The organism is Haloplanus ruber (assembly GCF_024494725.1).
Lineage (GTDB): Archaea > Halobacteriota > Halobacteria > Halobacteriales > Haloferacaceae > Haloplanus > Haloplanus ruber.
Map to the genome: position 1 here is coordinate 191,652 of NZ_JANHDK010000004.1, position 26,342 is coordinate 217,993.

At 57.7% G+C, this 26,342-nt stretch carries 23 protein-coding genes and 6 pseudogenes; 12 read left to right on the forward strand and 17 right to left on the reverse strand.

The genetic code is table 11. The features are described from left to right. Position 1 precedes the first annotated feature (1 nt). From NO878_RS13880 to NO878_RS13890, 3 genes are all read left to right on the forward strand, one after another. Positions 2-316: a DUF8156 family protein gene (locus NO878_RS13880; RefSeq protein WP_256406569.1), complete on the forward strand. Its 315-nt coding sequence runs from the start codon at positions 2-4 to the stop codon at positions 314-316. Positions 317-413: 97 nt separating this feature from the next. After that, a complete protein-coding gene (locus NO878_RS13885) occupies positions 414-1,079 on the forward strand; it encodes a helix-turn-helix domain-containing protein (protein WP_305882756.1) in 666 nt (221 codons plus the stop codon). A gap of 2 nt (positions 1,080-1,081) precedes the next feature. Further along, on the forward strand, positions 1,082-1,777 hold the full coding sequence (locus NO878_RS13890; protein WP_256406571.1) for a nucleotidyltransferase family protein: 696 nt from the start codon (positions 1,082-1,084) through the stop codon (positions 1,775-1,777). Between the two features lie 99 nt (positions 1,778-1,876). Here NO878_RS13890 and NO878_RS13895 read toward each other — a convergent pair whose 3' ends face one another. Both NO878_RS13895 and NO878_RS13900 read right to left on the reverse strand, forming a co-directional pair. Beyond that, positions 1,877-3,133: an RNA-guided endonuclease TnpB family protein gene (locus tag NO878_RS13895; RefSeq protein ID WP_256406572.1), complete on the reverse strand. Its 1,257-nt coding sequence runs from the start codon at positions 3,131-3,133 to the stop codon at positions 1,877-1,879. A 1,413-nt stretch (positions 3,134-4,546) separates the two neighbouring features. Then, a complete protein-coding gene (locus NO878_RS13900; protein WP_021056832.1) occupies positions 4,547-4,693 on the reverse strand; it encodes a hypothetical protein in 147 nt (48 codons plus the stop codon). Between the two features lie 44 nt (positions 4,694-4,737). Here NO878_RS13900 and NO878_RS13905 point away from each other — a divergent pair, with 44 nt between their 5' ends. Then, a complete protein-coding gene (locus NO878_RS13905) occupies positions 4,738-6,042 on the forward strand; it encodes an RNA-guided endonuclease InsQ/TnpB family protein (protein WP_256406573.1) in 1,305 nt (434 codons plus the stop codon). A 244-nt stretch (positions 6,043-6,286) separates the two neighbouring features. Continuing rightward, positions 6,287-8,452 carry a type B DNA-directed DNA polymerase gene (locus tag NO878_RS13910; RefSeq protein ID WP_256406574.1) on the forward strand — a complete coding sequence of 722 codons (2,166 nt, stop codon included), beginning with the start codon at positions 6,287-6,289 and terminating at the stop codon, positions 8,450-8,452. A gap of 320 nt (positions 8,453-8,772) precedes the next feature. Here the strand turns inward: NO878_RS13910 and NO878_RS13915 are convergent, their stop codons facing one another. From NO878_RS13915 to NO878_RS13930, 4 genes and pseudogenes are all read right to left on the reverse strand, one after another. Next, on the reverse strand, positions 8,773-9,987 hold the full coding sequence (locus NO878_RS13915; protein ID WP_256406575.1) for a Cdc6/Cdc18 family protein: 1,215 nt from the start codon (positions 9,985-9,987) through the stop codon (positions 8,773-8,775). A gap of 624 nt (positions 9,988-10,611) precedes the next feature. Then, positions 10,612-11,025, reverse strand: coding sequence for a hypothetical protein (locus tag NO878_RS13920; protein ID WP_256406576.1), 414 nt, complete (start codon positions 11,023-11,025; stop codon positions 10,612-10,614). A 218-nt stretch (positions 11,026-11,243) separates the two neighbouring features. After that, a pseudogene (locus tag NO878_RS13925) lies at positions 11,244-11,837 on the reverse strand (DUF234 domain-containing protein); the annotation flags it as partial. A 58-nt stretch (positions 11,838-11,895) separates the two neighbouring features. Continuing rightward, entirely contained in the window at positions 11,896-12,219 is a 324-nt protein-coding gene (locus NO878_RS13930) for a DUF6788 family protein (RefSeq protein WP_256406577.1), read from the reverse strand. Positions 12,220-12,357: 138 nt separating this feature from the next. Here NO878_RS13930 and NO878_RS13935 point away from each other — a divergent pair. The 4 genes and pseudogenes from NO878_RS13935 to NO878_RS13950 all read left to right on the forward strand — a co-directional run. Continuing rightward, positions 12,358-13,239 (forward strand): annotated as a pseudogene (locus tag NO878_RS13935) (helix-turn-helix transcriptional regulator); the annotation flags it as partial. Positions 13,240-14,702: 1,463 nt separating this feature from the next. Then, positions 14,703-15,095, forward strand: coding sequence for a hypothetical protein (locus tag NO878_RS13940; protein ID WP_256406579.1), 393 nt, complete (start codon positions 14,703-14,705; stop codon positions 15,093-15,095). 236 nt (positions 15,096-15,331) lie between these two features. Beyond that, positions 15,332-15,676, forward strand: a complete 345-nt coding sequence (locus NO878_RS13945) for a hypothetical protein (RefSeq protein ID WP_256406580.1) — start codon at positions 15,332-15,334, stop codon at positions 15,674-15,676. Positions 15,677-16,089: 413 nt separating this feature from the next. After that, positions 16,090-16,770: pseudogene (locus NO878_RS13950) on the forward strand (hemolysin family protein); the annotation flags it as partial. A 181-nt stretch (positions 16,771-16,951) separates the two neighbouring features. Here NO878_RS13950 and NO878_RS13955 read toward each other — a convergent pair. The 5 genes from NO878_RS13955 to NO878_RS13975 all read right to left on the reverse strand — a co-directional run bounded on the left by NO878_RS13955 (position 16,952) and on the right by NO878_RS13975 (position 21,084). After that, positions 16,952-17,092 carry a TrkA C-terminal domain-containing protein gene (locus NO878_RS13955; protein ID WP_256406581.1) on the reverse strand — a complete coding sequence of 47 codons (141 nt, stop codon included), beginning with the start codon at positions 17,090-17,092 and terminating at the stop codon, positions 16,952-16,954. Between the two features lie 168 nt (positions 17,093-17,260). Further along, positions 17,261-18,226, reverse strand: coding sequence for a hypothetical protein (locus NO878_RS13960; protein ID WP_256406582.1), 966 nt, complete (start codon positions 18,224-18,226; stop codon positions 17,261-17,263). A 332-nt stretch (positions 18,227-18,558) separates the two neighbouring features. Then, complete coding sequence (locus NO878_RS13965) at positions 18,559-19,530, reverse strand: DUF3592 domain-containing protein (protein WP_256406583.1); 972 nt, start codon at positions 19,528-19,530, stop codon at positions 18,559-18,561. A gap of 247 nt (positions 19,531-19,777) precedes the next feature. Continuing rightward, positions 19,778-20,305: a hypothetical protein gene (locus NO878_RS13970; RefSeq protein ID WP_256406584.1), complete on the reverse strand. Its 528-nt coding sequence runs from the start codon at positions 20,303-20,305 to the stop codon at positions 19,778-19,780. Positions 20,306-20,730: 425 nt separating this feature from the next. Next, positions 20,731-21,084: a DUF4870 domain-containing protein gene (locus tag NO878_RS13975; protein WP_256406585.1), complete on the reverse strand. Its 354-nt coding sequence runs from the start codon at positions 21,082-21,084 to the stop codon at positions 20,731-20,733. Between the two features lie 142 nt (positions 21,085-21,226). Here NO878_RS13975 and NO878_RS13980 point away from each other — a divergent pair, with 142 nt between their 5' ends. Beyond that, a complete protein-coding gene (locus tag NO878_RS13980; protein ID WP_256406586.1) occupies positions 21,227-21,574 on the forward strand; it encodes an ArsR/SmtB family transcription factor in 348 nt (115 codons plus the stop codon). Then, positions 21,571-21,891, forward strand: a complete 321-nt coding sequence (locus NO878_RS13985) for a DUF7521 family protein (protein WP_256406587.1) — start codon at positions 21,571-21,573, stop codon at positions 21,889-21,891. The genes NO878_RS13980 and NO878_RS13985 overlap by 4 nt, the downstream gene beginning before the upstream one ends. A gap of 513 nt (positions 21,892-22,404) precedes the next feature. Here NO878_RS13985 and NO878_RS13990 read toward each other — a convergent pair. From NO878_RS13990 to NO878_RS14005, 5 genes and pseudogenes are all read right to left on the reverse strand, one after another. Next, positions 22,405-22,800 (reverse strand): DoxX family protein, encoded by a 396-nt coding sequence (locus NO878_RS13990; RefSeq protein WP_256406723.1) that lies wholly within the window; start codon positions 22,798-22,800, stop codon positions 22,405-22,407. 219 nt (positions 22,801-23,019) lie between these two features. Further along, positions 23,020-23,112: pseudogene (locus NO878_RS17395) on the reverse strand (DUF8160 family protein); the annotation flags it as partial. Positions 23,113-23,466: 354 nt separating this feature from the next. Continuing rightward, a pseudogene (locus tag NO878_RS13995) lies at positions 23,467-23,789 on the reverse strand (DUF8158 family protein). Positions 23,790-23,819: 30 nt separating this feature from the next. Further along, the gene (locus tag NO878_RS14000; RefSeq protein WP_256406588.1) at positions 23,820-24,332 is read right to left on the reverse strand and encodes a PIN domain-containing protein; all 513 of its coding nucleotides are present in this window, start codon (positions 24,330-24,332) and stop codon (positions 23,820-23,822) included. After that, positions 24,333-24,635 (reverse strand): hypothetical protein, encoded by a 303-nt coding sequence (locus tag NO878_RS14005; RefSeq protein ID WP_256406589.1) that lies wholly within the window; start codon positions 24,633-24,635, stop codon positions 24,333-24,335. A gap of 83 nt (positions 24,636-24,718) precedes the next feature. Here NO878_RS14005 and NO878_RS14010 point away from each other — a divergent pair. Continuing rightward, positions 24,719-25,025: pseudogene (locus tag NO878_RS14010) on the forward strand (hypothetical protein); the annotation flags it as partial. A 333-nt stretch (positions 25,026-25,358) separates the two neighbouring features. Here NO878_RS14010 and NO878_RS14015 read toward each other — a convergent pair. Continuing rightward, on the reverse strand, positions 25,359-26,117 hold the full coding sequence (locus NO878_RS14015) for a hypothetical protein (RefSeq protein ID WP_256406590.1): 759 nt from the start codon (positions 26,115-26,117) through the stop codon (positions 25,359-25,361). Positions 26,118-26,342 lie beyond the last annotated feature (225 nt).

Below are 26,342 nucleotides of genomic sequence, written 5' to 3' on the forward strand. Positions count from 1 at the left end.
GATGGGGCGCACGAACCCAACCTACCGTGATGCACTGCGGGCCATCGAAGAGCGCTGGGCGGAGTTCCGGCGGGCACTGCGGCGTCGCGACCAGCCACGCTTCGACCGGCTGTTCGAGTACGCCCGCGAGCACGCTGACGCGAGCGGGCTGTTGAACCACCAGAATCCGCTCCTGCCGGCGCTGCTCAGCATCGATCTCGAACAGGAGGCCCGCCTCGACGACCACGAGGAACGTCTCGAGGAGCTCGAACAAGCGCTTGAACAGCGTGAGATGGCCCACCAGAGGGAGTCCCACCAAGGCAGTCGTACTCAGTAACGGCAGAACATTTTGATGTTTGTTCTGACCGCTAACCGTGGTAGCTAATGAAAAGAACTATACTGTTGCACATTTTTGTGTAACTATAACTACGACGATGTATACGCCCTGTTCTGAAAAAGCACTCAAGACGTTGTTAGCGATCGATCCCGGCGATTCGATCTCTGGCGTTGCCCGTAAGATCGATGAAAACCGGGAGACGATTCGCCGCGTCGTCAACGCGCTTGAGGACGAGGGCTACGTGGAGTATGATCAAGGCCTCACCGTGGTCGACCCCGCGGTTCGCGAGGCTGGGCTCTCGTTTCTCGCTGCCTCAGCGGATGTTGTCCCCCCATCAATATCAGAGGCATACGTGCTCCCGCAGTTCGGCGGTCTGGAATTTGCCTATACCTCTATTGACGCGGTCTACATCTGGACACGCGGCGGCTATCAAGTCGCGCGCAATCCCGAGGACTATCCACTCTTTATCGCAATCGATGAGACAGACCTCGAGCATTGGGAACAATTCTTCGGGAGCTTCAAGATTCCAGTCGCTCAAGAGCGCCAACCCGCTGAGGAGATCGACCAGTCAATTCAATTCGTCCTCAAGCCGTGTGCGACGGTTGAAGCAGACACCGTCGATGGTCGCCCAGTCATTCCCCTGCAGGAAACCGTCGAGTTCGCCCAGGACCACTATGCGACCTTCCAATCGGCGTTGGATATGCTGGGGCGGATGTACGAAGAGGTCGAAACTGACGCTGATTACCGGATGGAGCCAGCCTGATCATGAGTCACGAAGAACGTAGTGAGGCGCTCATCGAAGTCCTCAACGACCTCGAACAGTCCGATATCCCCTTTGTCTTGGTCGGAGGCTACGCGATTAGCCAGTTTGAGACCCGGTTCTCGACCGATCTAGATCTCGTAATTGCGCCAGAGGACTACGAGGAACTCGTCGATTTTCTCGAAGAACATAATTTCGAACGGACTGACGAACTCGATGTACCACCCGAAGAGACGATCTATAATCGTGAAATCGAACTCTTCGAACGTACGGAAGGGCTGGTTCATCCGGTAGGAGTTGACGTTCTCGTGAACGGCTTGGGCTGTCGTCAGACAGAAGCTGAGTGGTCCTTCGGATACTTACGGGAACACAGTACGGAGACGACGGTCTCAGGAGGTTCACAATCAACGATAGCAAGGGCTGCTGAAGGTGAAATTCTGGTCGCCGCAAAACTCCATAGCGCCAGAGAAACGGACCTCGCAGACGTTCTGGCGATGACCCCAGACATCGACTTCGAGAAGGTAGAATCACATCTCCACCGAGGCGACGAAGAAGCGCTTCAATCACAGCTCAGAGAAGCAAAAGAGTTCGTCGAGGAAGGCGGACTTGATCATCGATTCAAGAGTCTGTTTGGTAAGTCAGCTGCGTCGCCAGAAGACATCGATACCCTCGTTTCGTTCCTTGAGCGGCAACTGGACTGATCCACGGGATCCTGAGTTTCCAAATTGACCTCCTCCTCCGCGTGAACACGGAGGAATCCCACCACGGGATTTCAGGCCGAGTGGAGTGGCCTGTTGGTTTCAAGACGCATACGTTCCACGCGTCTCTTGCTGGATTTCAGCATCTGCGTGGCTGTCTTGTGGCTCGGTCAAAGAAGCCCCATCCGTAGCCGAGTCATCGTCACCGGCCTTCTGCCGGGAAGCCCGGTTGTTTCGGCGGTGACTCTCTCCACTACGATAGCGGTCTGCAATATTTATCGCCCCGTTCACGTCGGCTTGGTACTCACCGACCCAACAGTCCTCGTTCGAGCACCGAAACGTCGCCTGTCGGGGTCGGTAGCCATGTTCACCGCAGGCGTGGCACGCCTTCGACGTGTTCCGGGGATTCACCGTCTTGACGGGAATCCCCTTCTCGGTAGCTTTGTAACGAATCTGTGCGTGGAGCTTGGCAAAGCCCCAGCCGTGCAACCGCCGATTCATGTACTCGCCATAGTCCATATTCTCGCGGATGTACGTCAAGTCTTCCAGCACCAGCACTGGGTTCTCGACGGACTCGGCATAGTTCACGACCTCGCGGGTCACACGGTGGAACACATCGTCAATCTGGTCCCACAGCGCGTCACCGAACGAGTCTACGATTCTCTCACTGCCACGCTGCTGAAGGCGTCGCTTGGCGGTGAAGTAGGTTTTGCGGAGCCGACGAACGGTCTTTCCATCGTCGGCCCACAGTCGGGGGCGAACAGGAGAACCGTGTTCGTCGCGGTGACACACCGTGACGAGACTCGCTTCTCCAATATCCACGCCGATGGGCGTCCGCTCATCGGCGGATGCCTCTGATTTGTCCTCCACGTCGCGGGTAGCGGTGACGTGGAGATACCACGTCCCGTCGCGCTCGAACAGCCGACTTTCACCCATCTCGGCGTCATCTGCGTACACCGCTTCGAGCCAATCCCGCTGTTCGGGATTGGCGCGGGCGGGCATCCAGAGGTGGTAATCTTCATGATGTGGAATTTTGACGTACCACTCGATAGCGTTCTCTGGTTTGTGGTCGAGTTGCAGACCCTCGTTGGTGAACTTCACTGGCTGGTCGTCGTGGAGCTCGTCGGCGTCGTAGCTGTTGTGGAGTTGTGGGACGTACTTCTTGAGGACGTTTTTCGCGTAGCCGCTCAAGTCGTACTCGACTACCACGTCGTTAGTCGCTGACTGTGTGTCACAGCCAGCGGCGAACGCGGCTTGAAGCGCCTGCTGGTAGGCGTCCCGGGTCTCACGAAGTTTCTGTCGCTTGTGGGTGTTTGGGTCCACAAGCTTCAGTTCGAGCGTTTTCGTGAGTTCTGCCATCGTCGCCGTAGTACTCCTCTCGGTTGTGATCGATAATATACCTCAGCCATCCAGAGCGGAAGTGAAATTGGGAGAAATCCAGCACTGCAATAGAGCGGTGGACAGTCTCACTCTGATGTCCGCTTGCCCCCCGCCTGTTCGCTCCTCGGTTCCGACAGAGGTGTCGGAACACTCGTCACTCACGGGAAGACGGGGGTATGCGCTCGTATCTCTATCAGATATCGACATTCATTGGAGTGTATTAACCAACAACTAGGCCGGTTGATCGGGAAGTGTTGGTTAACATAGAGTGAGGGATTCCGGAAATGGAGAAATTCGGTCAATCAGAGAGAATACGCTGTCGTTCGTGCTCTCACTCCTCTTCTTTGAAACACCTGGAAGCGACACAGCGTCGGTTATCGGATTCTCGGATGTGCTCTAGATTGGTGTATGAGAGATGCCGTTCACCATCGACTTTCTAAACAACGGTCGGATCCTGGAGTGGGAGGCAACTGCCGACGGTCCCGTTGCGACCGAGCGCGATGGCACGTAGCGAGCGGAGCCAACATCTTCAGGGGTGGTCTGAGCGTCAATATGGCCTGATGGCTCTGTTGAAATCCTCAGAGTGTGACAGGTGTGGCGAGACACATACAGAGGATGATTTCAGCATGAGGGCAAGGTGTGCTACTCGTTCAGATTGCGTCTCATCTCCCGGGCGCATCCACCAATTCATCTTTCCATCGTGGATGCTGCTTATGTGGAAGCACGCGAAAGATACGTTAATGCGTCGGCGGCACTTGCTCGCTCTGGCTGGTAGTGCAGGCCTGAGCGGGATTGCTGGATGTAGCGCTCTGGGGGGAGTTAGCGGGGGGTGCCCGGACAACCCAATTGCCGACACCAGCATCCCTCCCGACCGACGCACGATTGAGTTTCTCGCAGAGGAGAATCAACCGGTCAAACCGAGCGAAGACCCGATAATCGAGTTCGAACCCACGAACGCCCGCGTCGTGATTACAGGAGTCTTCTCAGGTGCTACCCCGAAGCGTATCCACGAGAAGGATATGATTCTCGTTACTCGCCTCCGATATGATGAGCAATCAGACACACTCCAAGTGCGTCTCGTCGAACGACAGTGTCGCTCGGGCGGGGGATCAGCAGGTGGAGAAGTTGCACCGTACGTGCTTCGGGTGCAGTTTACTGAGAGCCTCCCACAGCGTGTTTGCGTCGAGGAACGCGGAGGAATAGACAAAGACGTGTGTGTCTCCCGGTAGTTCGACGTGAGACATTCGGTACATATCTCCCTTGTATCGACCGCTCCAACCAGCCAGTTGCGACCACTCGCTCATGACCGACTCGCGCTCTGTATTCAGCACGACCTCAATGAACTATCAATAGCTGAGGATTTCAACAGAGCCGGCCTTGTCTACTCACTGACTACGATTCGTCTGGACGTTCCACCGCTTCCAACCCCGCTTCGATCACCTCTCGATACGCCTCACTCAAACTGTCCACGTCGGCAGCCTCCTTGTAGTCCTTCACGCGTCCAGCCAGCGTGTGGCTGATGTCGATGTTTGGTCTCATCGTCCAAAAGACCTTTAGTCAGAAAATGATAAGAAACTGTTGTCGTGAGGCGAACCAACACCTTCGCGGTCAGACCGCTTACTGATGGCGACGAGCGGCTACTCCGCGAGTTGTTGGACGCCTCCGCCAGTCTCTGGAACGAACTCAACTACGAACGTCGACAACAGTTCTTTGATGGCAAGTCAGTATGGGACACCGCCGACTACCGGAAGCAGTACGTCGGTGTCCTCGGCTCTGCCACCGCTCAACAAGTAATCCGCAAGAATAAGTCGGCGTGGAAGTCGTTCTTCGCTGCCCGTGAAGACAGCGGGGATACCGCTCCGCCCGGTTACTGGGGTAGCGAAGACGCTGGACGTGAGCTGCGTACGTGTATCCGGAACGACCAGTACACGCTTGAGTTCGGCGAACGGAGTCGAGTCGAGATCCCCGTAGGGCAAGACTTGAAAGAGAAGTACGGACTTGGATACTACGAGCGACTCCGTCTGGAACTTGTTGGGAGCCCGAAGTGGGACGGCGAGAAGGGGCAGTTGGAAATACAGTACGACGAAGTGAGCGACACGTTCAGAGCCTTTCAGCCCGTCACAGTACCAGATTCGCAACGGGATTCACCACTAGCCGATGAATCGGCTGCTTTGGACGTGGGCGCAAACAACTTCGTCGCCTGTACGACGACGACCGGCAAACGGTTCCTCTACGAGGGTCGCGAGTTGTTCGCTGACTTCCGTGAGACGACCGAAGAGATTGCCCGTCTACAATCTAAACTCCGCGAGGGTCGGTACAGCAGTCAGCGAATTCGTCGACTGTACCGGAAGCGAACGCGTCGCCGTGACCACGCGCAGGAAGCACTCTGTCGTGATCTGATCGAACGGCTGTATGATGAGGGCGTAGCAACGGTGTACGTGGGCGACCTCACTGACGTGCTCTCGACACACTGGCACCCAGAAGTCAACGAGAAGACCCACCAGTTCTGGGCACATCGCTCGTTTGTCGACCGCCTCAAAGACACTGCCGAGGAGTACGGAATCTTTGTTGAAGAGCGGTCAGAGGCGTTCACGACGGCAACCTGTGTCGAGTGTGGCGAGCAGATGGAAACAGAGCGTTATGGCGACGTGTTTCGGTGTTCGTGTGGACACGAGAGCCACGCTGATCTCGACGCCTCACGGACGTTTCTTGAACGGGAGACTGGCACTGAATTCGAGACAGGGTCGATGGCACGGCCCGTGCGCCTCACGTGGGACGACCACACTTGGTCGGAGTCACCACGCTCTCCCGAGAGGGCCAGTCCCAACGAGGAGCGCACAGACCGGAGTACCGGCGACGGGAAACTTGCCTCCGTGGGGACGGCATAGCCCACAGCCTCACCGGAGGAATCCCACGGTTCGGCCGTGGGAGGATGTCAATACACCCCACGCTTCTACGTCTTCCCTCACACCCCAGAGGCCGACCTCGACCTTACGCTCCTCCAGTCAGTGTACGACCAGCATCCGTCGTCGCCACGACCGAGATGGTTGCGAGAGAGAGAACATCGTTCTCTGAAATCCGGAAGTGACACGCCATCGGTTATCCGGAATACCACCTATTGGTTCTACACGAATGCCGTTCACAATCGACTTCCTGGACGACGGCCGCGTCCTAGAGTGGGAGGCGACCACCGACGGTGCCGTCGTAACAGAACGAGACAAGTACACCCCGCGTTTCTACGTCGCCGCTCGCGACCCAGCGTCCAACCTCGACCTCACGACTCTCCAGTCGGTGTACGACCAGCACCCGGACGTCGTCGCGACCGAAATAGTTGCGCGACGGCCCGGCTTTCGACGAGACGAGGAACCAGTCCTCGCCGTTGATGTCGCCCACATCGACCGCGTCACCCCACTCGCCCGACAAGCACGCCAGCTGTCGGCCTATCCAGTCGGGGATCTCGCCTGCTTCAACGTCGACTTCTCGCGAGAGTTCCGGTACTGTCTGGAGACCGGCGTCGATCCGACGCCGGCGAGCGAGCTGTCGACGCTCGGGCTCAGCGTTCCGGTGACCGAAACGAGCAACGATGTCTATGGGGAGCTGTCCGTTGCCGGCGACACCGTCACCGGCTCGTCGACGGATCTCCTAACCGCCGTCCAGGGAGCGATTGACGCACACAATCCGGACGTCCTGGTCTGTTCAACGAGCGAGATCGTCCCGACCCTGTACGAGATGGCGACGGACGCCGGCGTCGCCGACTTCTCGCTGAGTCGGTGGCCGGACGTCGACTACCAGCAACTCGCGAGCCGGTCGACGTACTCAAGCTACGGCCGCGTCGGTCACTCGCCGACGCGGTACAACGTGCCCGGCCGGGCGATCATCGACGAGTCGAACACGTTCTTCTATGGGGAAACGAACCTGGACGGCGTCCTCGACCTCGTGTCGCGCTCGAAAAAGCCCGTCCAGGAGCTTGCGTGGGCGTCGATCGGGAACGTGCTCACGGCGATCCAGATCTGCGAGGCCCACGACCGCGGCGTCCTCGTGCCATGGAACTCCTGGCGTCACGAGTTCTACAAGCCGATGGGGACGCTCCACGACGCCGACCGCGGCGGCTTCATCTTCGCACCCGAAGTCGGGCTCCACGAGAACGTCCACGAACTCGACTTCTCCTCGTTGTATCCCAACATCATCTGTACCCGGAACGTGTCGCCGGACGTCATCCGGTGTAACTGTCACAGCGACCGCGACGACGTCCCCGGCCTCGGGTACTCGATCTGTGACGACCGGGGCTACCTCGTCGACGTCCTCCAGCCGATCATCGACGCCCGCGACGAGATCAAGGCAGCCATCCGTCGCGAGAAGAATCGGGACGACCTCGACGAGGACCGACTGGCGGAACTCGAGGGGCGGTCGGGCGCGCTGAAGTGGATCCTCGTCGCCTGCTTCGGCTATCAAGGGTTCAGCAACGCGAAGTTCGGTCGCATCGAGTGCCACGAGGCAATCAACGCGTTCGCTCGCGAGATTCTGCTGATGGCGAAACAGCGGCTGGAAGCCGGCGGCTGGCGGGTCGTCCACGGCATCGTCGACTCCATCTGGGTGACCCCGGACCCCGACGTTGACGACGATGACCGCGAGGACCTCGAGACGCTCGCGACGGAGATCACGGAGCGCGTCGAGATTCGGCTTGAACACGAAGCCCACTACGACTGGGTCGCGTTCGTGCCGCAGCGCGAGAGCGACGCCGGCGCGTTGACGAAGTACTTCGGGAAGGTCGCCGGCGACGATGGCTTCAAGATCAGAGGTATCGAAGCCCGGCAGCGCTCGACCCCGCAGTTCATCGAGGACATCCAGCGGGACTGTCTCCAACGGCTTGACTCGACTCAATCTCCGGACGCTGTCCTCGACTGTCTCCAAGACGCGATCAAGCGCCTCCACGCTGGAACGGTGCCGGTCGAGCAGCTCGTCGAACGGAATCGTGTCTCGAAACCACTCGAGGGATACACGCAGAACACCCAGAACGTGGCGGCGCTAAAGCGGGCTCGCGAGCAGGATCTCGCTGTCCACCCAGGACAGGACCTCGAGTACGTCGTCGTCGACGACGAGAAGAGCTCGCGAGAGCGGGTCGCGTTGGCTCACGAGGAGATGGAGTCGTACGATGCGTCGTACTACGAGATACAACTCGTCAGAGCTGTCGAAAGTATCCTTTCTCCGCTCGATTGGGATAGAATAGATATAAAACGGGATCTAACGAGCAACCGCCAGTCCGACCTGAATAAATATAATTCGGCATGGAGTAAGTAACTAATCCGTTGGCAATCATGATCGAAGAGGGCTGACTGAGTCCTTGCTGGCAAGAAGAATCCCCTGATACACTCGGGACGAGGGGAGATACATTCAAGATATCACAAAATAGAATGTTACCCCACACTTGCATAACAATCTATTTTGTGGGGTAACTGCATAAATCATCATCCAAACAATATACGTCACACACCAGGTTTCCGGTGAAGTGGATAACTAGCCAACTGGTTTCCTAATCGATTCACCGGAAACCCGGTGTGCGTCGGAGCCAGCAGCATACGTGACGGGGATCGGGAACGGCATCGAGAGGCTTCTGTAGCTCACTCGATCGTATCGGCCAATACGTCTTTGACGACAGCGGGGTCTTCGAGCAACGTGTGTTCCGTATAACTCCCTTCAGCACTCCCACCGCTATGGCGCGATTGCTCGACGATATCCAGAAACGCGTGTTCTTTCAAGAGATCGCGAACCCGACGAAGCGAAAGCGAGTCGGTGCCTTCCTGTCGGCAGATTTGCTCGTAGAGATCGTAGATTCGGGTCGTTCGGAATCCCTGATTGTCGGGCGTAGTCTCATCTTCACGGGCATTGATCGAAAGCATCGTCAGCGCCTGCAGCACGTATCGTGAGTGCGGCGTCGAGCCACGAATTAGCTCCCTGAAACGGTCGGTTTCGGCGCGTTCGCGAGCCTGTGTCACGAACTCTTCGCGAACGGTCTCGGCCTCGATCGACTGAGCTATCTCACCGGCATAACGCAGGATGTCGATGGCCTTACGCGCGTCACCATGTTCGCGAGCGGCGAGCGCCGCGGCCCGTGGAATGACACCATCATCGAGTACGCCATCACGGAACGCATCGCTTCGAGCGACCATGATCTCGTTGAGTTGAGAGGCGTCGTAGGGTGGGAAGACGAACTCGCGTTCACAGAGGCTCGATTTGACCCGTTCGTCCATTCGATCCTTGTACTTGATCTTGTTACTGACACCGATCACGCCGATCTTACAGGACTCGAGTTTCCCAGCCTCACCGGCTCGTGAGAGTTGCATCAAAATATCGTCGTCCTCCAGTTTATCGATCTCGTCAAGGATGATCAACACGACATCGTATTCGGCATCGAGAATCTTCCACAGCCGCTTGTAGTAGGTGGCAGTGCTGATTCCCTTGTCGGGGATATAGATATCCGTCTCGTCAGTGTTAACACTGCTCGCGATCGTCTGTACTGCCTGCGTTTCGGTTCCATCCTGCGCACAGTCCACGTAAGCATGGGTCGCGCTGACACCTTCCTCATCGGCAGTCTGGACGAGTCGACGGGACACGTATTTGGCACAGAGCGATTTTCCAGTGCCAGTCTTGCCGTAGATGAGGACATTACTGGGGGATTGACCGAAAATACCGGGATTGACGGCGTTTGCGAGCTGACCGATCTCCTCATCCCGGCCGACGATCCGTCCCTCCTCGGGGAGATGATTGATTTCAAGTAGCTCTTTATTCACGAAGATTGGATCCTCCCGAATGAATAGATCGTCAGACTCGGACATTCCTTGGACACCACGTTTCTGGTGAAATGGCTTGAGGTTTTCCCCGACACACGCACACCACGTTTCCGGTGAAACTGTATGAGAGCGAGTCTACAATCCACGTGAAACAGGGGATATCGTCCACGGGAAACGAGGTCAAAATAAGAAAGATACGCACGCGCAGCCTCACGAGAGCAAACCTGACGAGAACCAGATCACGAAAATCCGCCCACGATAGGGACGGTTCGACTGAATCAAGTAGAACACCGAAGCGACGAATGTCGCTTCATTTCTTGATCAGCGATGGAGTCGCTGGCAGGTAAACGTGGATAGGTAATAAAGCCCCGTCAGACACATGATGAATATCTGAATAATCCCGTTCCAGTATCTCTCGGTGCTGATTTCATCGGAAACCCGGTGTGTTCTTAACGAGCTCCGTCATCAGCATTCCGTGGATTCCCGTGACTCATCGGCTGCATCCGGCGTTCGTGGTCCACTAGTCCCTCGGTAGAGCCGTGAGCTGTGCTGCGACTCATATCCTCGTTGTTTACTGGAGTTACGTTTCACCGGAAACACGGTGTGTCTGTGCGGAGTTTTTCACCGCCAGCATCTCGTTTCGTTCTCTCTGCGAGTTGACTCCAGCAATCAGTCCACGGCCGGTCCAGGTTCATCGGAAACCCGGAGTGTATTCGCGAGGCTACACTGAGGTCTCTCTCGTGGATTGACTGGCGCGATATACTCGTTCTTCCAAGAATCGCCCTCTAGCCACTGCCAGTAGAAGTACCGGTACGATTTATCGCCGGTCTCCTTCGTCGTTTTCACCGTGATATACGCGCCACTCGTCGCGATGTCTTCGTAGTTCTCTGGATCCGTCGAGATCTCGCGCTCCTCCAGCTCCTCGAGTTTTTCCTCATCGACTTCTTCCTCGGCTCGTCGGCGTTCGAGTTCTTCCTGCCGCTGTCGACGTTTCCACTCCGCCAGATCAGCCGCGTACGCCGCGACTGCTTCCAGCCGTTCTGGGGATTGTTTCTTGAGTGGCTCGCGAAGATACTTCGGCAACTGCGGCGCGGGCGGTTTCTCCAGACCGTCCTCAGCTATAGTTACCCCACGAACGGCGTATCATATCAATTTGTGGGGTAAATTTGAGGTTTGACGGCGTTCTCCCTCCGTTATCGATGTGTAAACTATCTCTTTACTCCGTGTTCCGGCTGATCCCTCGACTTTCGATCTTCGACAAACGTGGCTGAATTCCAGAAGCGCCAATGAAACTCGTTGATTTATCCAACGATATTGCTCGGCATGAACAACGAGAGGTCATCTCGTTCGGCAGCGGTACTACGGAGCCTGTCGGAGAATCCCGAGCGACAGAAACAGCAGTAATGGTACGTCGGCTCTTCACCGCCCTCCGGCGACCACTGGATCTCCTGTGCCGTCCGCTCGAGATCGGTGAGATCACCTTCAGTCATCTCCCGTGTTGTGTATTTGCACTCGCCGGCGACGAGCGTCCCGTCGCTTCCGAGTCCGACGACGTCGAGTTCGTGGTTGCGATGCCACCAGTAGCCGATCCCCTGGTACGTCTTCGGGAGTAACGACGGGAGGGTGTTCTGACAGACAATCTCGAACATCGGCCCCATGTAGTCCGTGAACGTCGGTGCGACGAGTTTCTCGAAGCCTGCGTCGCCGAGTTGAACGAGCTTTCCTGTCTGTCGATAGACGTAGCGGAACCAGAATCGGAAGAGCGGTTCCTTCAATCGATACCGGCTCTTGCGTGTTGCATTCGGATTCGCCGTGACTGGAATGTCTCGCTCCACGAGCCGCAATCGGCGGAGTTTCGAGAGGTACGACCCGATGCTGTTCGAGTCGACGCCGGCACCGAATTCATTTCGCACACGGGGGATGTGGTCCTGCGAGATGTCGACAGTTGTGGGCTTACTCGTCGGGGTTGACTGGCGCTTTATATTTTGACTTGACCTTCTCTCCTTCTCTCCACTGCCAGTAGTAGTAGCGATTGTCGTTGATCTCCTTGATCGTGATCGTCGCTTTGGTAGGGACATCGTCCGGAAGATCGTCTGGTCGCTCTTCGACCTCCTCTTGATCTGCCGACTCCTCGAGACGGGCCTCACGTTCCTTGTGCTCGGCGAGCGCTTCAGCGTACGAAGCAACGTCTCGGAGCCGCTCCGGGCCTGACTCGTTGAGCGTGTTGACTATCTCCGTCGGGAGGTTCGCCGGTGGGGTCGGGGGTTCGTAGGACATCGGCTGCTCTCGTGTTAACCAACACAACCCGCGACTCCATAGTTTTGTTGGTTAAGTCGGTGGAAACGGTTCTACCACCTGCTGGTTGTAACACTACTCGAAACTTCTTTATATAGTAGTTTCGTACTATGTTACACAGTGCTCCGGCGCATCGAACTCGAGGTTCTCGCCACGGTCGACCGCGGCGACACGATCTCCGACCTCGCGACGAAGCTCGACCACAGCGAGAGCTACCTCTCTCGTGCCGTCGGTGACCTCGTCGAGAGGGGGCTCGTCTACACGGAACGCGACGGGCGACGAAAACGAGTCGTCCCGTCGGATGCTCGCGCCGTCGAACGCTATCGGGACCTCGTCCGCCAGCACTCCCACATCGAGTTTCCCGAGCTGCTGACCGGGAAGGCACTCGAGGTGCTGTACTACCTCGACCAGCCGCGAACCGTCTCCGAGATCGCCGACCGGAGCGACAACTACCGCAACACGGTCAACCGCGTCCTCAAGCGGTTTCGCGACCGCGGGCTCGTCGGGACGACCGACGGCTGCTATGAGTTCAACGCTGACTTCGACCGCCTCCACGAGTTCGCCCGGGAACTCGCACACCATCTCCATCGTCAACGTCTCGAAGCCGTTGCCCCGAAGGGGACGATTCTCTGGGAGGACTACGACGAATTTCTGGCCCAAGCCGAAATGGAGATTGACGCCGAGGGATTCCACGAAACCGGGCTCGCTCGATTCGTGGCCTTCGACCTCCAGTTCCTGCTCACCGGCCACCGCTACTACCTCTACTCCGAGGAGATCGACGCCGTCTCGCCGGCGGAGCTGTGTTGTCACACGCTGTTGATCGACGACGGAAGCCGGCACCGCTCGTACTGTCTCCTTCTACTTAGCCACATCGACGTCGACGAGGCAGACCTCCGAGAGCAGGCGGCGAAGTACGGCCTTGAAGACGAAATCGACGCCTTGCTCCGCTACCTCGAGACGCACGGCGAGGTCGACGATGCCCGACTCCCAGAGTGGGACGACGACATCGGCGGCGACCACGTCGGCGGTGGGTTCCGGATCGACCTCGACCAAGACGGCGAAGTCGTGACCATCGAGTCATCCGACGGGAAACCTAGCGACGAAGAAGGCGACGACACCACCTCATCTGAGCAGTAACCACCAGCAGACCATCCTCCAGTCAGCACCGCTTGTCGCCAGCGCACCAGCCGACTCCACACTCTATTCTCCACACGCGCAGGCCGTCACCGACGCCAGTCCCTTACGAATCCTCCAGCGCACACAGACGACGACAAGACGCGCAAGACATCGATCCCACAGCCACTCCAAACGAACGCCTCCAGTATGGCCAGTCACTCTCTACACGACTGCTGTGCGAGACACGACGCGATCCTCACACGAGAGAGTTGAATCCATGCTCCAGTAGTCACCGCCAAGTGTTCAGAGCCACGCGACCGACGTATGCTGGTCGTCTTCGGTGGGGGCAACGCCGCTGGGCCAGAGCTCTCCTTTGAACCGCCAGTTTCGGCCGTATACCGCTTCCACAACGCTCCCGCACGAACGACAACCGAACACAGTAACCAATCCTCAACGACAACGGACGTGAGAAACCTCAACGAACCCCCGATCCCACAACCAGGACGTTTCTGACGACGATCGTCCCCGAACACGCTCAGTCCCGGCTACGAGTTCCCGCTAGTCCGTCCCCAGAACTCGACCACCATCATCTCTGCCTCCGTCACCCGTGGTCAGCGGTGCTGTGTGTCCACCACTATCGCCCTACCTATCACAATCGATATGATTCAAGCGACTGTTTTCAACATTAATTACAAGACGGCGTCGGGATTCCGGGGGTGTTGTAATGAAAACTGTAATTACAAGACGGCGGCGGATTCTCGGGGGTATACAATGAAGTGCTGGTCAGCAACTCGCTCACCACACGAAACCTTGTAATGACAAGACGGCGTGCGAATCTGGGGGGTGTTATAATGAAGACTGTAATTACAAGACGGCGGCGGATTCTCGGGGGCATATAATGAAGTACTGATCGGCATTTCGCTCACTACATGGAATCCTATAATTACAAGACGGCGTCGGGATTTCGGGGTGTTGTAATGAAGACTGTAATTACAAGACGGCGTCGAGATACAGGGTGTGCTTAATGAAGTAGAATTTCGGCCTCGGATCTGCCTTAATTACAAGACGGCGGCATGATTCGACGCCCCTATATTTAATAATCATTCTAATCTGTCATTTCCTGTAATGACAAGACGGCGGCGGGATTTGCGGGGGTTGTAATTAATTCAGCACCCCCGAAACCAGCCTCTCACGTTCAGCCACGACACCAGATTGCTTTAGAGATGCTATGCATGATCCTCGTCTTGTCTAACATAACCAGCCGAATTTACACAAATAGGGTTCAGGGAGGATGAAGTTCAGTAGATAGTCGCGTGGCGGACGTTCCAGGGCGAAGCCGAGCAACAGGCATGGCAGGAACAGGGAATCAGGGGGCGGACAACGAGAGGACTATCAGAATAGTGATAGAGATTGGAACCCTGGCCGGGGGCGCACACAGAGCGGAAACAGAACGGCTCGAGACGGCGGACACAGAGGGACATCGAACAGCGGACAGACCACGCTGGCACGAGAAGCACCAGAGCCGACTCCCGACAGAGCAACGAAGCACCACCGACCCGACGAGCAGGAGACGAACACGAGACAAGCACCCGAAAGAGCCAGTCGACCAGCCAAGGCGAGATCAGGGACGCCGGCAGACGGGAGACGAGCGGGACGAGACGAGAAGGCGAGAGGACGAGGAGCACTACAGGCAAGCGACGAAGAACACTGACCGACGACCGACGACCGACACCGGCAGTTGACTGGGGCACGACAGCGACGGGAGACAGCCGGCGGCGCGCGGCGGCAACAGCGAACAGGCAGTGGGCGAAGCGAAGCGGCGACCCGACATCGCGACGCGAGAGTGCGGAGTGAGGATGCAGCGTCGAGAGCGCGGGGGTCGGTGTGGGCGCGGCAGCGGAGACTGCAGTGTGCGGGGCGGCGGTGAGAGACGAGGGGGTCAGTGTGGAGAGACGGAAGTGCAGGGGTGGGCAAGGCGATGCGACGATGGAACAGAAGCCGACGTCGACGACACGGCACTGGGGAGAGCGAGAGCGACAACGACGACGTCGACGGCGATGGTGATGGCGACGGCGATGGCGATGGCGACAGCGACGGCGACGGGAAGCGACAGCACCAAGACGACGACGCGGCCCCCGACGGCACGACACCGACAGCGATCGACGACTACCGCAACGGCTGGGAGGGCCGGATAGGTTCGGGGGGAGAAGAGGAGTGGGTGTGGGGGATGGAGGAGGCAGAGAAACAGCCTCCCCGATGTTGCCGCCGGCGGGCTTTCCAGGGCGGAGCCGACACTAGGTGGTTTCCAGGGCGGGGCCAATAACTTCCAGTGGGGCCAGATGAAGGCCGCGGGAGCGAGGAGAAGCCAAGGTTGGCAGGCGAGGCGCGAGTAGTACTTGGACCGACACTGAGAATGGTAGAACATCGCGACTCAGCCAATGGGTCGTCAGTCTGACTCTCTGTATCTTGCACGCCGTTCCTATCAATTTCTGAGGATTTCAACAGAGCCACTCTGTTGGAAATCACCGCAGGTCGATACAAGCGGCGTGCTGAATAGAGAGGGTGAATTCAGCAGATGTTCAACGGGACAGTCTCGGTCAGGAGATCTACCGGACTGGTTCGATGATCACAACAGGCAGCTCGCCTCGAGCCTCGTTTAAATGATCTTAGTAGATGGAACAAGACGCACGAGTATGGACACACGACAACCGAACAGCCATCGCTTCCAGCCCCCCAATAGTAAACGTCGCGATCTCATTGGCGCAGGTTGTTGTTGCACTGGTTCTCGTGGTACTCAACGGCTTCTTTGTCGCTGCGGAGTTCGCTTTCGTCCGGGTACGCGGGACCTCAGTCGAACAACTTGCTGAAGAGGGGCGCCCCGGTTCGGGGACGCTCCAAGAAGTGATGGAGAAGCTCGACGACTATCTCGCGACGACGCAACTCGGTATCACCATCGCCTCGCTCGGATTGGGATGGGTCGGCGAACCCGCAGTGGCGGCGCTCATCGAGTCCGTCCTGGAACCGACTCTCCCAGTGAGTCTCATCCATCTCGTCGCGTTCGCCATTGGCTTCAGTACCATCACGTTTCTCCACGTCGTCTTCGGTGAACTCGCACCGAAGACACTCGCAATCGCTCAGACCGAGCGCCTCTCACTGTTCCTCGCCCCGCCGATGAAGATCTTCTATTACCTCCTCTATCCGGGTATTGTCGTGTTCAATGGGGCCGCCAACGCATTCACGCGAGCACTCGGCGTCCCACCCGCTTCCGAAACGGACGAGACGCTCGGTGAGCGGGAACTTCTTCGGGTACTGACTCGCTCCGGCGAGGAAGGAGACATCGACGTTGCGGAAGTGACGATGATCGAGCGCGTCTTCGATCTCGACGACATCGTCGTGCGGGAGGTTATGATTCCACGATTGGCTTCGATGTGCGAGTACCGCTCTCGCACCATCTCCTCTGAATTGAAAAATATATTAAATACAACATGAGATCTGTGCAATCGCGGGAGCGGAGCGTTCAGCACGAGGTAACAGATCGTAAACCAGCAAATATTCCACCTACGGACGAGTCAACGTGCCGTTTTCCCCGAGGAGGGTGTCACTTAGACCCTGTGAACGTGTGCATGACACTGCCTGTGATTCCGTCTTTAGAGAACGCCGTAATGAGGTCGCCAGCATGTATCGTAGTGTCCCCGCGTGGCGTGATGACTTCGTCACCGCGTTCAATTGCAACGACCAAAACGTCGTCCCCGAGCAGCCCTTCGTTGTCCGCCTACACGCTTGTCCGAACCGTCGAGCGGGTCGGCAGAATCGGCAGCTAAACGTCGCTGGGAGGCAACTGTAGGCCGCTACCATCCACCATGGTACGTTTCACCTTCCGTCACGGGGTCGTATGTTCGGACTGTGGTCACGAACAGACAGCCGCCGGCGCTCGCACCCGCGGACGGGAGTCCTGGTAGGATTCGAAGCCGTTGTACTGAAGATCAACCCAGTAGAGTCGCCCCTTGTATCGAGTGATCCACGACCCAGATGCGGTGTTCGCTGAAACCGCCGTGCTGCTGTGGAACGTCTCAATCAGAGATCGAAACGCCGTGTCGCTGGTGTTCTCCGCACGATACGTTCCGTTGGCTGCCTCGTTCACAGCCTCTCGCGTGTTCGGATCGAGCCCCGACAGCGCAAACACATACTCGTCCTGCAGACATGTGGCGTAGGCGTCAGTAGTCGTCGCAACGGACCTCGGTCGGTACCGATAGACGGTCAGAGAGCGTGGTTCGCTTGACGCGACGTCGACTTCGACCAACGTTCCGTCGTATCTGATCGCATCGTACTGCTGGTCGGCGATAACCGACTGGTTGAGTTCGGCTGGACTGTACGTTCGCCTCTCCTCGATACTGGACCGACTGCCTTCCTCTGCCGTTATCACCGACAGGAGAGTACGAAGCATCGCCCTGTCGACCGGCGGCAAGTCGTCGTACGCGACGGTCGCCCACCCGTTCCGATCTGCCTCGTCCGTAGTCGCGTTTCTGTCGAATCTGTAGGTCACTTCTCGCCCGCTCGTTGTGCCTACAATGGTGTACGAAAGAGTGTAGAACCGGTCGCCCGTCCGGTACACCGTCGAATTGTTCTTGTGTGGCGGGTCCGTCGCAGCGACCGTCGCGGATTCGTTCTGGACGGCCCGACTGAGAACTTGTGGTTGCGGGCCCCGTTCGTGTGCCTCCGCTAGTTCATCCTCGGAGACTTTCGTGCTGGCGTGGTCGGCCAGTTCCGTGTCGTTGACCGGCTCCATCGAGAGCGACCCGGCGGGCTGTGAACAGCCGGCGAGTGCAACGAGACAGACCGCTGCGGCTGTGGCAACGAGCAGTCGGGTTTGCATATCGACACGACTCGTTCACTGGCTATTGAATGCTCAAATAGTATTTCACAGTCAGCAACGGGGCTGGCTGTGACGTACTTCGGGGAAGCGACGGGACGCCGCTGGTAGTCCCCAGCCGTGATTTGACATATTTAGCGATCATCGCAGTCACGACCGCTTCCAGAGTAACGACGGGCGGACAGGACTCACCAGCCGGTAAACCCGTACACTACTGACGATTTCGGCAAGTTGCTCGCGTTCTTGCTCCTGTCGGCGACCGCCGCTCACCGGGGGTCCTAAGTCCCGCCGTTCGGATGGCTGTTCAATTCTCTGAGACGACGGCTCGGAACGTCTCAGCCCGCCGTATAGAGGAGTTGCACGAGGATGGTGGTCATCCCTGCCGCGATCAGGAATGCCCAGCCGGTCACCCGGACGCGCCGTCCATACTCGGGTAACTCGTCGCCCTCCGTCCCGAGTATCGTGACGAGTCGACTCGGGTGTCTGAACGGACTCGGCGGTTTCGGCTCGCGGAGCCGTCGCCGGAGCCGTCGGTACCGACTGAACGACTGGATGCCGTACAGACACAGCGAGAGGATCATGCCGACCCAGAAGCCGGCCGCCGCGAGCAGCGGGAGTCCGACCGGTCCGAGGAGGTCGGCCTCAACCGGTCGTGTCGACCCCTCGCTCAGACTCAGGATGCCGAGCGCCAACCCGACCATCGAGAGCCAGAACGCCACGAAGCAGACGAGGAGTGCCCATTTCGACAGCCGGCGGAGCCTCTCGTCATTACGTTCGACCCACGTTTGGGATGGCGGCGACCGCACCTCGCTCGCCGGACGGAGTTCGTGCTGTCCCGAATGCTTCGGTCCTAGTCCAGCGAGTACGGCGATACACAGCAGAACGCCCCCGATGGCAGACGCTCGCGACGGCCACGGGGTCCGTTCCCTGATCAGGAACGCGTTGCCCGGAGCCGATGGCCGCACGTACGCTTGGACCGTCGTCCCCGGCTCGTACGATTGAACGATGGACTGCGCGTTCGACCGATCCGAGTAAGTGCGAATCGTTGGCCCCGGGAATACCTGCTCGCTCGTGTACGTCTCTCCCTGATACTCGTACGTGTACTCGATCTCCGGTTCGTAATCGATGCTTCGCCGGCTATCTATCCGCTCCACTTGTGCGCTGTCGACCGTTGCTTGGACGGTGACGGCGTTGTTGATCGCCTGTCCCTGCTGGACGTAGCTGTACCCGCCGACCCCGATGAGGGCGACTGCGAGGACCAGCAGGTAGACGCTCTTTCGTGAGAAGTGGAGGGTGGTGATTCCCACAGGGAGTTTCATTTCGGACGCAAGTATGACAATCCAACAGTATGAGAGTGCTGTCTGCCGCACGCGCTCCCCAATCCTCAATCTAACGTGCGAGCGGCAGCCTCGACCACGAGTGCGGTCAGGGTAAACGTCACTGCAGCGCCAAGAATACCTCCGGTCCATCCGGAGACGACAGTCAATGACACAGTCTCGGTACTGACGATTTCTTCCGCACTCCGCACAATCTGTTTAGCAGGTACCGACCAACTCAAGCGAAAAAACGCCACCCTTGAGCGATACGGAACCACACACCAGACCACAATGAGACCAGTGCCGGGGCCCCGGGTAGGTTGCTGTCGCGGACCGCCAGATATCGGACCGTCACGACTCCAGTACACAGGAGTGCCGCGAATTCGACCGACCCGAACACCAGTTCCTCGAACGTCTCACCCCCGTAGGCCTGTACTATTGGGACAGCGAAGTATGCGATCTGGGTACTACCCCCCAACAGGACCAATCTCGATGGGACCCAAGCCGCGTCGGTCGCTCGCACACGTCGTCGATCCAGCGCCAGTCCCACAACGTAGATGGGTGTGTAGAGGTAGGCTAATCCGAGGAACACAAGCATCAGCCCTCCGGGAAACAACGGAATAAACTTCGGTAGGTCGAAGGCTGTCGTTGCGGTGCTGGTGAGGCCAAACAGGAGCGCGCCGGCCAGTACTCCAGTTGTCAGAACCGGGTGGACGGCAAGCACAGCGGCCCACCGCCACGATGCGTTCACTCTGTCGGTGGTCAATGTGTGCAACTCTCCAGTTCGCGAGATGGTTAATTCGGCGTATCAGTATGTCGTTTCGACAGGAGGTACACGACTCCCGACGCGGCGGCCCGTGGCAGCCAGCCCAAGCACTGACGCCGCGCGTTCGGCAAGCACTGTCGATACGAGTCCGGCCCGTTCGGTCCGTCGCGTACCCGTTTCATCAGGGCGTACTCGTCTCCGAAGACGCCACGACCACTCATAATACACGGGCCGGTGTTTCGGGTACTGCAACGCGCCGGTCAATCTACCCCGCCTCAGACAGGTGGTCCGTGCGTGACGAGCCCGATCGTGTACTACGGTATCCCTCTCGTACAGGCAGCGGTCATCGTGGCGCTCGCACTCATCGTGCCGACCTAGACGAGCAAATCGATAGCTCGCCAAATCGAATAAAGGTATGACACGTTCTAGAGAAGTTGCGGGACGACCGGATATTTCCACGCGTGGCCTCGATAGGCTTTCACACCTGCAATAAGCGAGAAACAGACGGTTGCAATCGCGATGCTCACTCCCATGGCCAGACCAGCGGGCTCGCTCACCCAAACACCCAGCATAACGACGACTATCGCGACCACGGACATAGGGAGGTGCCAATTTAGTGCGTTTGCGGCATTCTTCTTCGTGAAATCGTCGTTCGATGCAAGATACACGAAGACAAGGGCAAAAAATCCGAAAAATAGACCAGCGATATGAACAAGCATCGAACTAGCGGTGCTTCGCGGCTGACTGCCTCGTCCATTGTCGACGGTCGTTCGTGCCATCGCGTTCCATATTCGGGGACGATACCAAAGAAGGGGCCCACACAATTCCAGACCGTGGAACCGTGTATCACCGTTTATTGGCTGATCGCATGTACTGATAGGTGAGAACAAGTCGAATGCGCCTGACGAACACCTAGAGACGATGCCAGACGAGGAGCAACAGCACCTCCTGAACATATTGAGCGATGAGCACGCCAGGACGATCCTTCAAGAAACGATGAACCGACCGATGTCAGCTGACGAACTGAGTGACGCCTGTGGAATCTCACCGCAATCTGTCTACAGACGGACGGAGACACTCACGAAACACGGCCTTCTGGACACGGAGATGGAATACGACACAGAGGGACATCATTATCGGACGTTTACGGCCGATTCAACCCAGATCGTAGTCGACATCACCGCAGACGACGTCGCCGTAACAGTAACCCAGCAAGAACCGATGGCAGATCGTCTCGCCGAGTTCGTGGACCACGTGAGAGACCAATGATAGTCGCGGCTTCGTGGCACCCGGTCGCGCTCGTCGGGGTCGCGTTCGCTCTCGTCTCCGTGGCGCTCGGACTCGGTGTAACGTATCTGGCTGTGCGCGGCTATCGGCGGAGCGGCCAGCGACCGATGTTGTTCATTGCCGTCGGATTTGCTCTCGTACTCTGGATTCCACTGCTCGTGGTGTTGGTAATCGCGATTCCATCAGTCGACGAAGTCCTGTTCGGTAGTATCGCCGCTATCAGCCAGACGCTCGGCCTATTGTCGATTTTCTATGGGCTCTGGATGCCACGTGCTTCGGATGCTTCCGACATAGTCTAACTGGCACGACACTGCCCGCGCTACCCACCGTTCGTTGCATGTTGCATGGGCACAGAAAGGTGTACAGAGGGTTCTGTGACACGCTCACACCGAAAAATCGCGACCCTGCACAAAGTCACCGCTATTCAACAGAGCAGTAAAACGCATCGTGGAAGCTCACGACTGGGAGTTGTCAGTTACTGGGGGAACAGATAGTGGAGCACGGTTCGATTTCGAGATAGCGGAATAGGAGGAACTAGTTTGGGTGGTCAGACAAACTCTGCTACCGATGTATTGAGAGTTCCAGTCTCAACTACTGCTGTGTCCCCGAAGTTGAGACTACACCGGGGTTGGCAGGGCTGTAATGCGCGGTTTCGGCCGAACTTCGTAACGGGATCCGGAACCCAACGTGGCTTATCTGCTCAGTAACCGTCTCGGCCCGCGCTAATACCGCCTGGCACTCAGGATCCGATTCTTCGCCGGTTCGAGTATTCGTCCAACCGTACAGTACAGATCGCTAACTGAGACCTTTAGCTATGAGTTCCGACTCGCGCGCCGGAAGAACGCGATCGCTGCGCCGAGAAGTGTGAGGTTCTGCAGGAACGAGGTCAGTTCCTCGTCGAATGCCTCGTCGTCGTCGGCCCAGAAGTCGTGCATGACGGGTGTAACACCGATGAAAAACGCTGCGACGCTACTCGCCGAGAGTTTGGGGAACTTCCAAGCTCCGATGCCGAGGCCCCCACCGAGGAGGAGGCCACTGGCTGCGGGAACCAGTCTTTCTGCGAACGGGACCCCCTTGGCGTCCGCATACGCGATACGGCCATCGAGGTTTGTGAGATTCCGCAGCGCCAGTGCTGCGAGCCCACCCCCAAAGAGGAGGCGACCAACCAGTGACGGTGCACTTCCGTCTTCGGTCTTCGTTTCAGACATCATGCTCACAACGGGACTCAGTGATTTAATCTCGGCGTTTCGTGGAATCTCCATCGCAGGCACTCGCAGGGGTCATCTCGCACGACGTGTCGTGTGGCTTGCTCACCGAAACGTAGACGGGTTCTAGACCGGTACTCGTATTCTCAGAGGTCTTATTCGATAAGCATCCGAGGAGAAGTTCCCACTAGGAAGTGGTCCAAGACCGTATGCATCAAGAGGTCATTCGTCGCCGAGTTCTGAAAGGCGGGCCTGGATTTCCTCAGCACCCGCCTCAGCGAACGCCTCAACACCGAACTGCACGAGTAGCGGGTAGGAACGAGATGTGAATCCGCTCTCAAATTATCCTTGTTGACTGCTTTGGCCTTCACGGTATAAAGGTATAACAATTGTATTTTTGATATATTTGCGGTCGCCAGCGACGCGGAGGGCGGCAGCGGCGAGTGGGGTGGGCCGTGACGTACACACCTGTCCAGTCGGCCGCGACGATCAGCGACCCAGCTACCGTCCTAGCGGACTCAGAAAGGGCGAGGCCGCCTCGGACCGGGAGACTACGTCTCCCGAGCACACGGCGCGAAGCGAGTCTTTAGCGGCGAGCGGGAGCAAGCGAGACACAGTCTCGCGTGGTCGCGGGATGCCGAGTGGCCGAGGGCTTTCAGAAACTGTCTGTCAATCGTGGTGCTGCGCGTTCAATTCTGTAAGGAACTGGCCGCCTGCTGTCCCGATACGACTACCGTCGGCGTTGCGCAACTCAATACCGTGCGTGGCAGTCTGAAAAGGGGAGTGGTCGACAAGGACGCGATGGATAACGGTTCTGACAGGCTCTCTTCCGTACCGATCGACGACAATCGCCATCAGCTCGTCGAGATGCACGTCCCGGTCCGCGGATGCTGTGCGCGTTTGAGGACGGGTTCAACCACGTCGTCAACTGATGCGTGCTCAGGATTCTTAGTTCGCTCTCGAACGTCGTAGAGAGCGTCGATACGTGGCATTCCTGTACACTCCGAAGTATCCTCCTCGTGTCAGGACTCCTCAAACAATGATCGGGCCCGTTGCACGTAACTGTTCGCGCCCCAGCTACGGGCATCGCTGATTTCATCGAGGAGTACCCGCGCATCAGCAGCAGACAGTTGCCCAGTTCGAACGAAAGCCGAGAACAGTGTCGGTGTCGTGACGAGTCGGGTATCAACGAGTGAGGCGTGGATCAAGCCAAGTTGGTTGAACTCGTCACAGAGAAAGAGCGCAGCCTCAAGATCGTTCGCGAGCGTGACCGCCGCGTTCTCACCGTCATCGAGCGGAAACTCGGCATCGAGATCAGCAGACTGTGTCGTGAATAACTCCGCTTGATCGAGGACGGTTGACGCAGCGTGTCCATGGACGTCATCGTAGGAGGCAATCTCTCGGAGTTCATCGATGACCGCCGTTGGGACGACGACCTCATATATGGATAGACAGAGCGCGAGTGGATCGGGGTCGTCGTCAGTAACGATCCCGAGACTCACGAGGGCAGAGGCGTCTGCGATGAGCCGCGACATCTATACGTCGGCGACCTCGTCGATGAAGTCCTCGTCCAACTGCTGTTTCAACACTCGGAGGTTTGCTGCCTCTTCGGCGCCAACAAGCGCTTTGAGCTGCTCGAAACTGATCTCGTCGTCGTAATAGGCGGCGGCAATCTCCTGGGTGAGTGTGTCGTCGTGAGCGGCGTCTTGGAGGTATTCCCGAAGCGCGGTCACGAGGACGTCTGTTCGGTCTTCCCCGAGGACGGCGGCTAGTGCGTCGGCCCGGTCGATGAGCCGATTGGGGGCCCGAAACTGCACGCGCTTCTTATCGGTACTCATGATGTGTACATTGTGAGCCAACGTACTTAGCCGTTTTCGTGTGTACGATGTGAGCCAAATACGACCGAGCGGCACTCGTCCACGAGATGCTGTTGCCGCAGCTCGACGACGGCATCACGCTGCTCGACGTGGAGAGACCGCAGCGTCCCGATCTTGCAGTCGCTTGTGCTCGATCACCTCCTCCTACACGACGGGCCCGCCTTCTGGGTCGACGCAAACGGACACGCAACGACGACACTCGCCCAGATCGCGCCCAGTCAACGGTTGCTCAATCGAATCCACGTCGCACGTGAGTTCACCCCCTACCAGCACGACGGCGCCGTCTGTGATCTCCCGACAGCGGTGAACAAGTCGGTCCGACGCCGGCAAACGAGCTGTCGACGCTCCGGCTCAGCGTCCCGGTGACCGAAACGAGCAACGATATTTATGGAGAGCTGTCCGTCGCCGACGACACCGTCACCGGCTCGCCGATGGACGTCGTCGGTGATCGGGCGGCGGCCACGGGTTCGGTGTGACGTCTCCGGTGCCAATATTTCGCCAATCTATCTACGCACCCTACGGGAGCTTCCTTGGCGGCTACGACAGGTCATACGCTGCCGTCAACTGCGTCTTTCGTGAAGTAGAACGGTGGAAACCAGTTCTCAGATACGGTTAGCCACGCCGAGCATTGCTTGAAATTGGTTACGAACGTTTCTCTTCGTACGGAATCAGCGTATCTACACGCTATCTGAATCTGAGGTAATATACTGGAAACCCAATAACAACAGCTCCAGCGATGATCAGACGAGACCAGGCAACAGTGAGTACGTCCCACATATGAAGATACGGAGCAGCTAAAGCTACCACCCCGATAAAGACGGCGAGGGCAATATCGATGGAGGCAACCTCGTTACTATCGGTTTCTGAGGGTCTGATCGTATTATGAACGAGAACCCCGGAGACTGCTAGCACGAGCAAAGATTCACCGATCACGGACAGGGCCGCACCCAGACCGAAGCTATCTCCGTGTCCCAGAGCCCCCGTCTGGAGAACATATGCTTCGTCCTCATATTCGATCACGGTATACAGTTCGCTTCTGTCGACATTATGTCCGACAGCACCGTACTGAAACTCCTCAGGGGTCTCAGATTCATGATATGCATCGCAGGTAAGCACCCAGTCCTGGCAGATCCGTATTGTGAAGGAGTTCGTCTCGGCCGCTCTCGTTTTGTCGAAGACTTCCTGCGCAACAGGAGAGAGTTCTGTGTACTGGTATACAGGCGTCTCCTCCGTGACTCTTTCATGTTTGATTGATTTAACATCGCTTGCCTGCTCTACGATTCGATTGTCGTAGTATCCCTCAAGCCCTGTATCCTCATACGGCGATGCCATCGCTCCTGGATAGTAGGCTATCAGACCGATCAGAACGACCGCCAGAACAACTCGGACACTCCTACGGTCAACCAAGCGATCTAACTGCCTAATGGAGGGCGGGAGGACCATGTCTGCCTGCTCATACCCAGATATTGAAAAATTTACGCGTGGTTCGTACGCACCGCGAAGTTAGATGAGCGTTCTAAAGCCACGCGAGCGGCCGAGGCCAGTCGTTCGGAATATCGACATCGTAGGCAGTAACGAGGCGTAGAGCGCTTCTATCTGGATCTTCATCTCTTAGATCCGGTGTTCGATGCGGCTGCTAACGCTATCATGCTGGATGGGCGATACAGT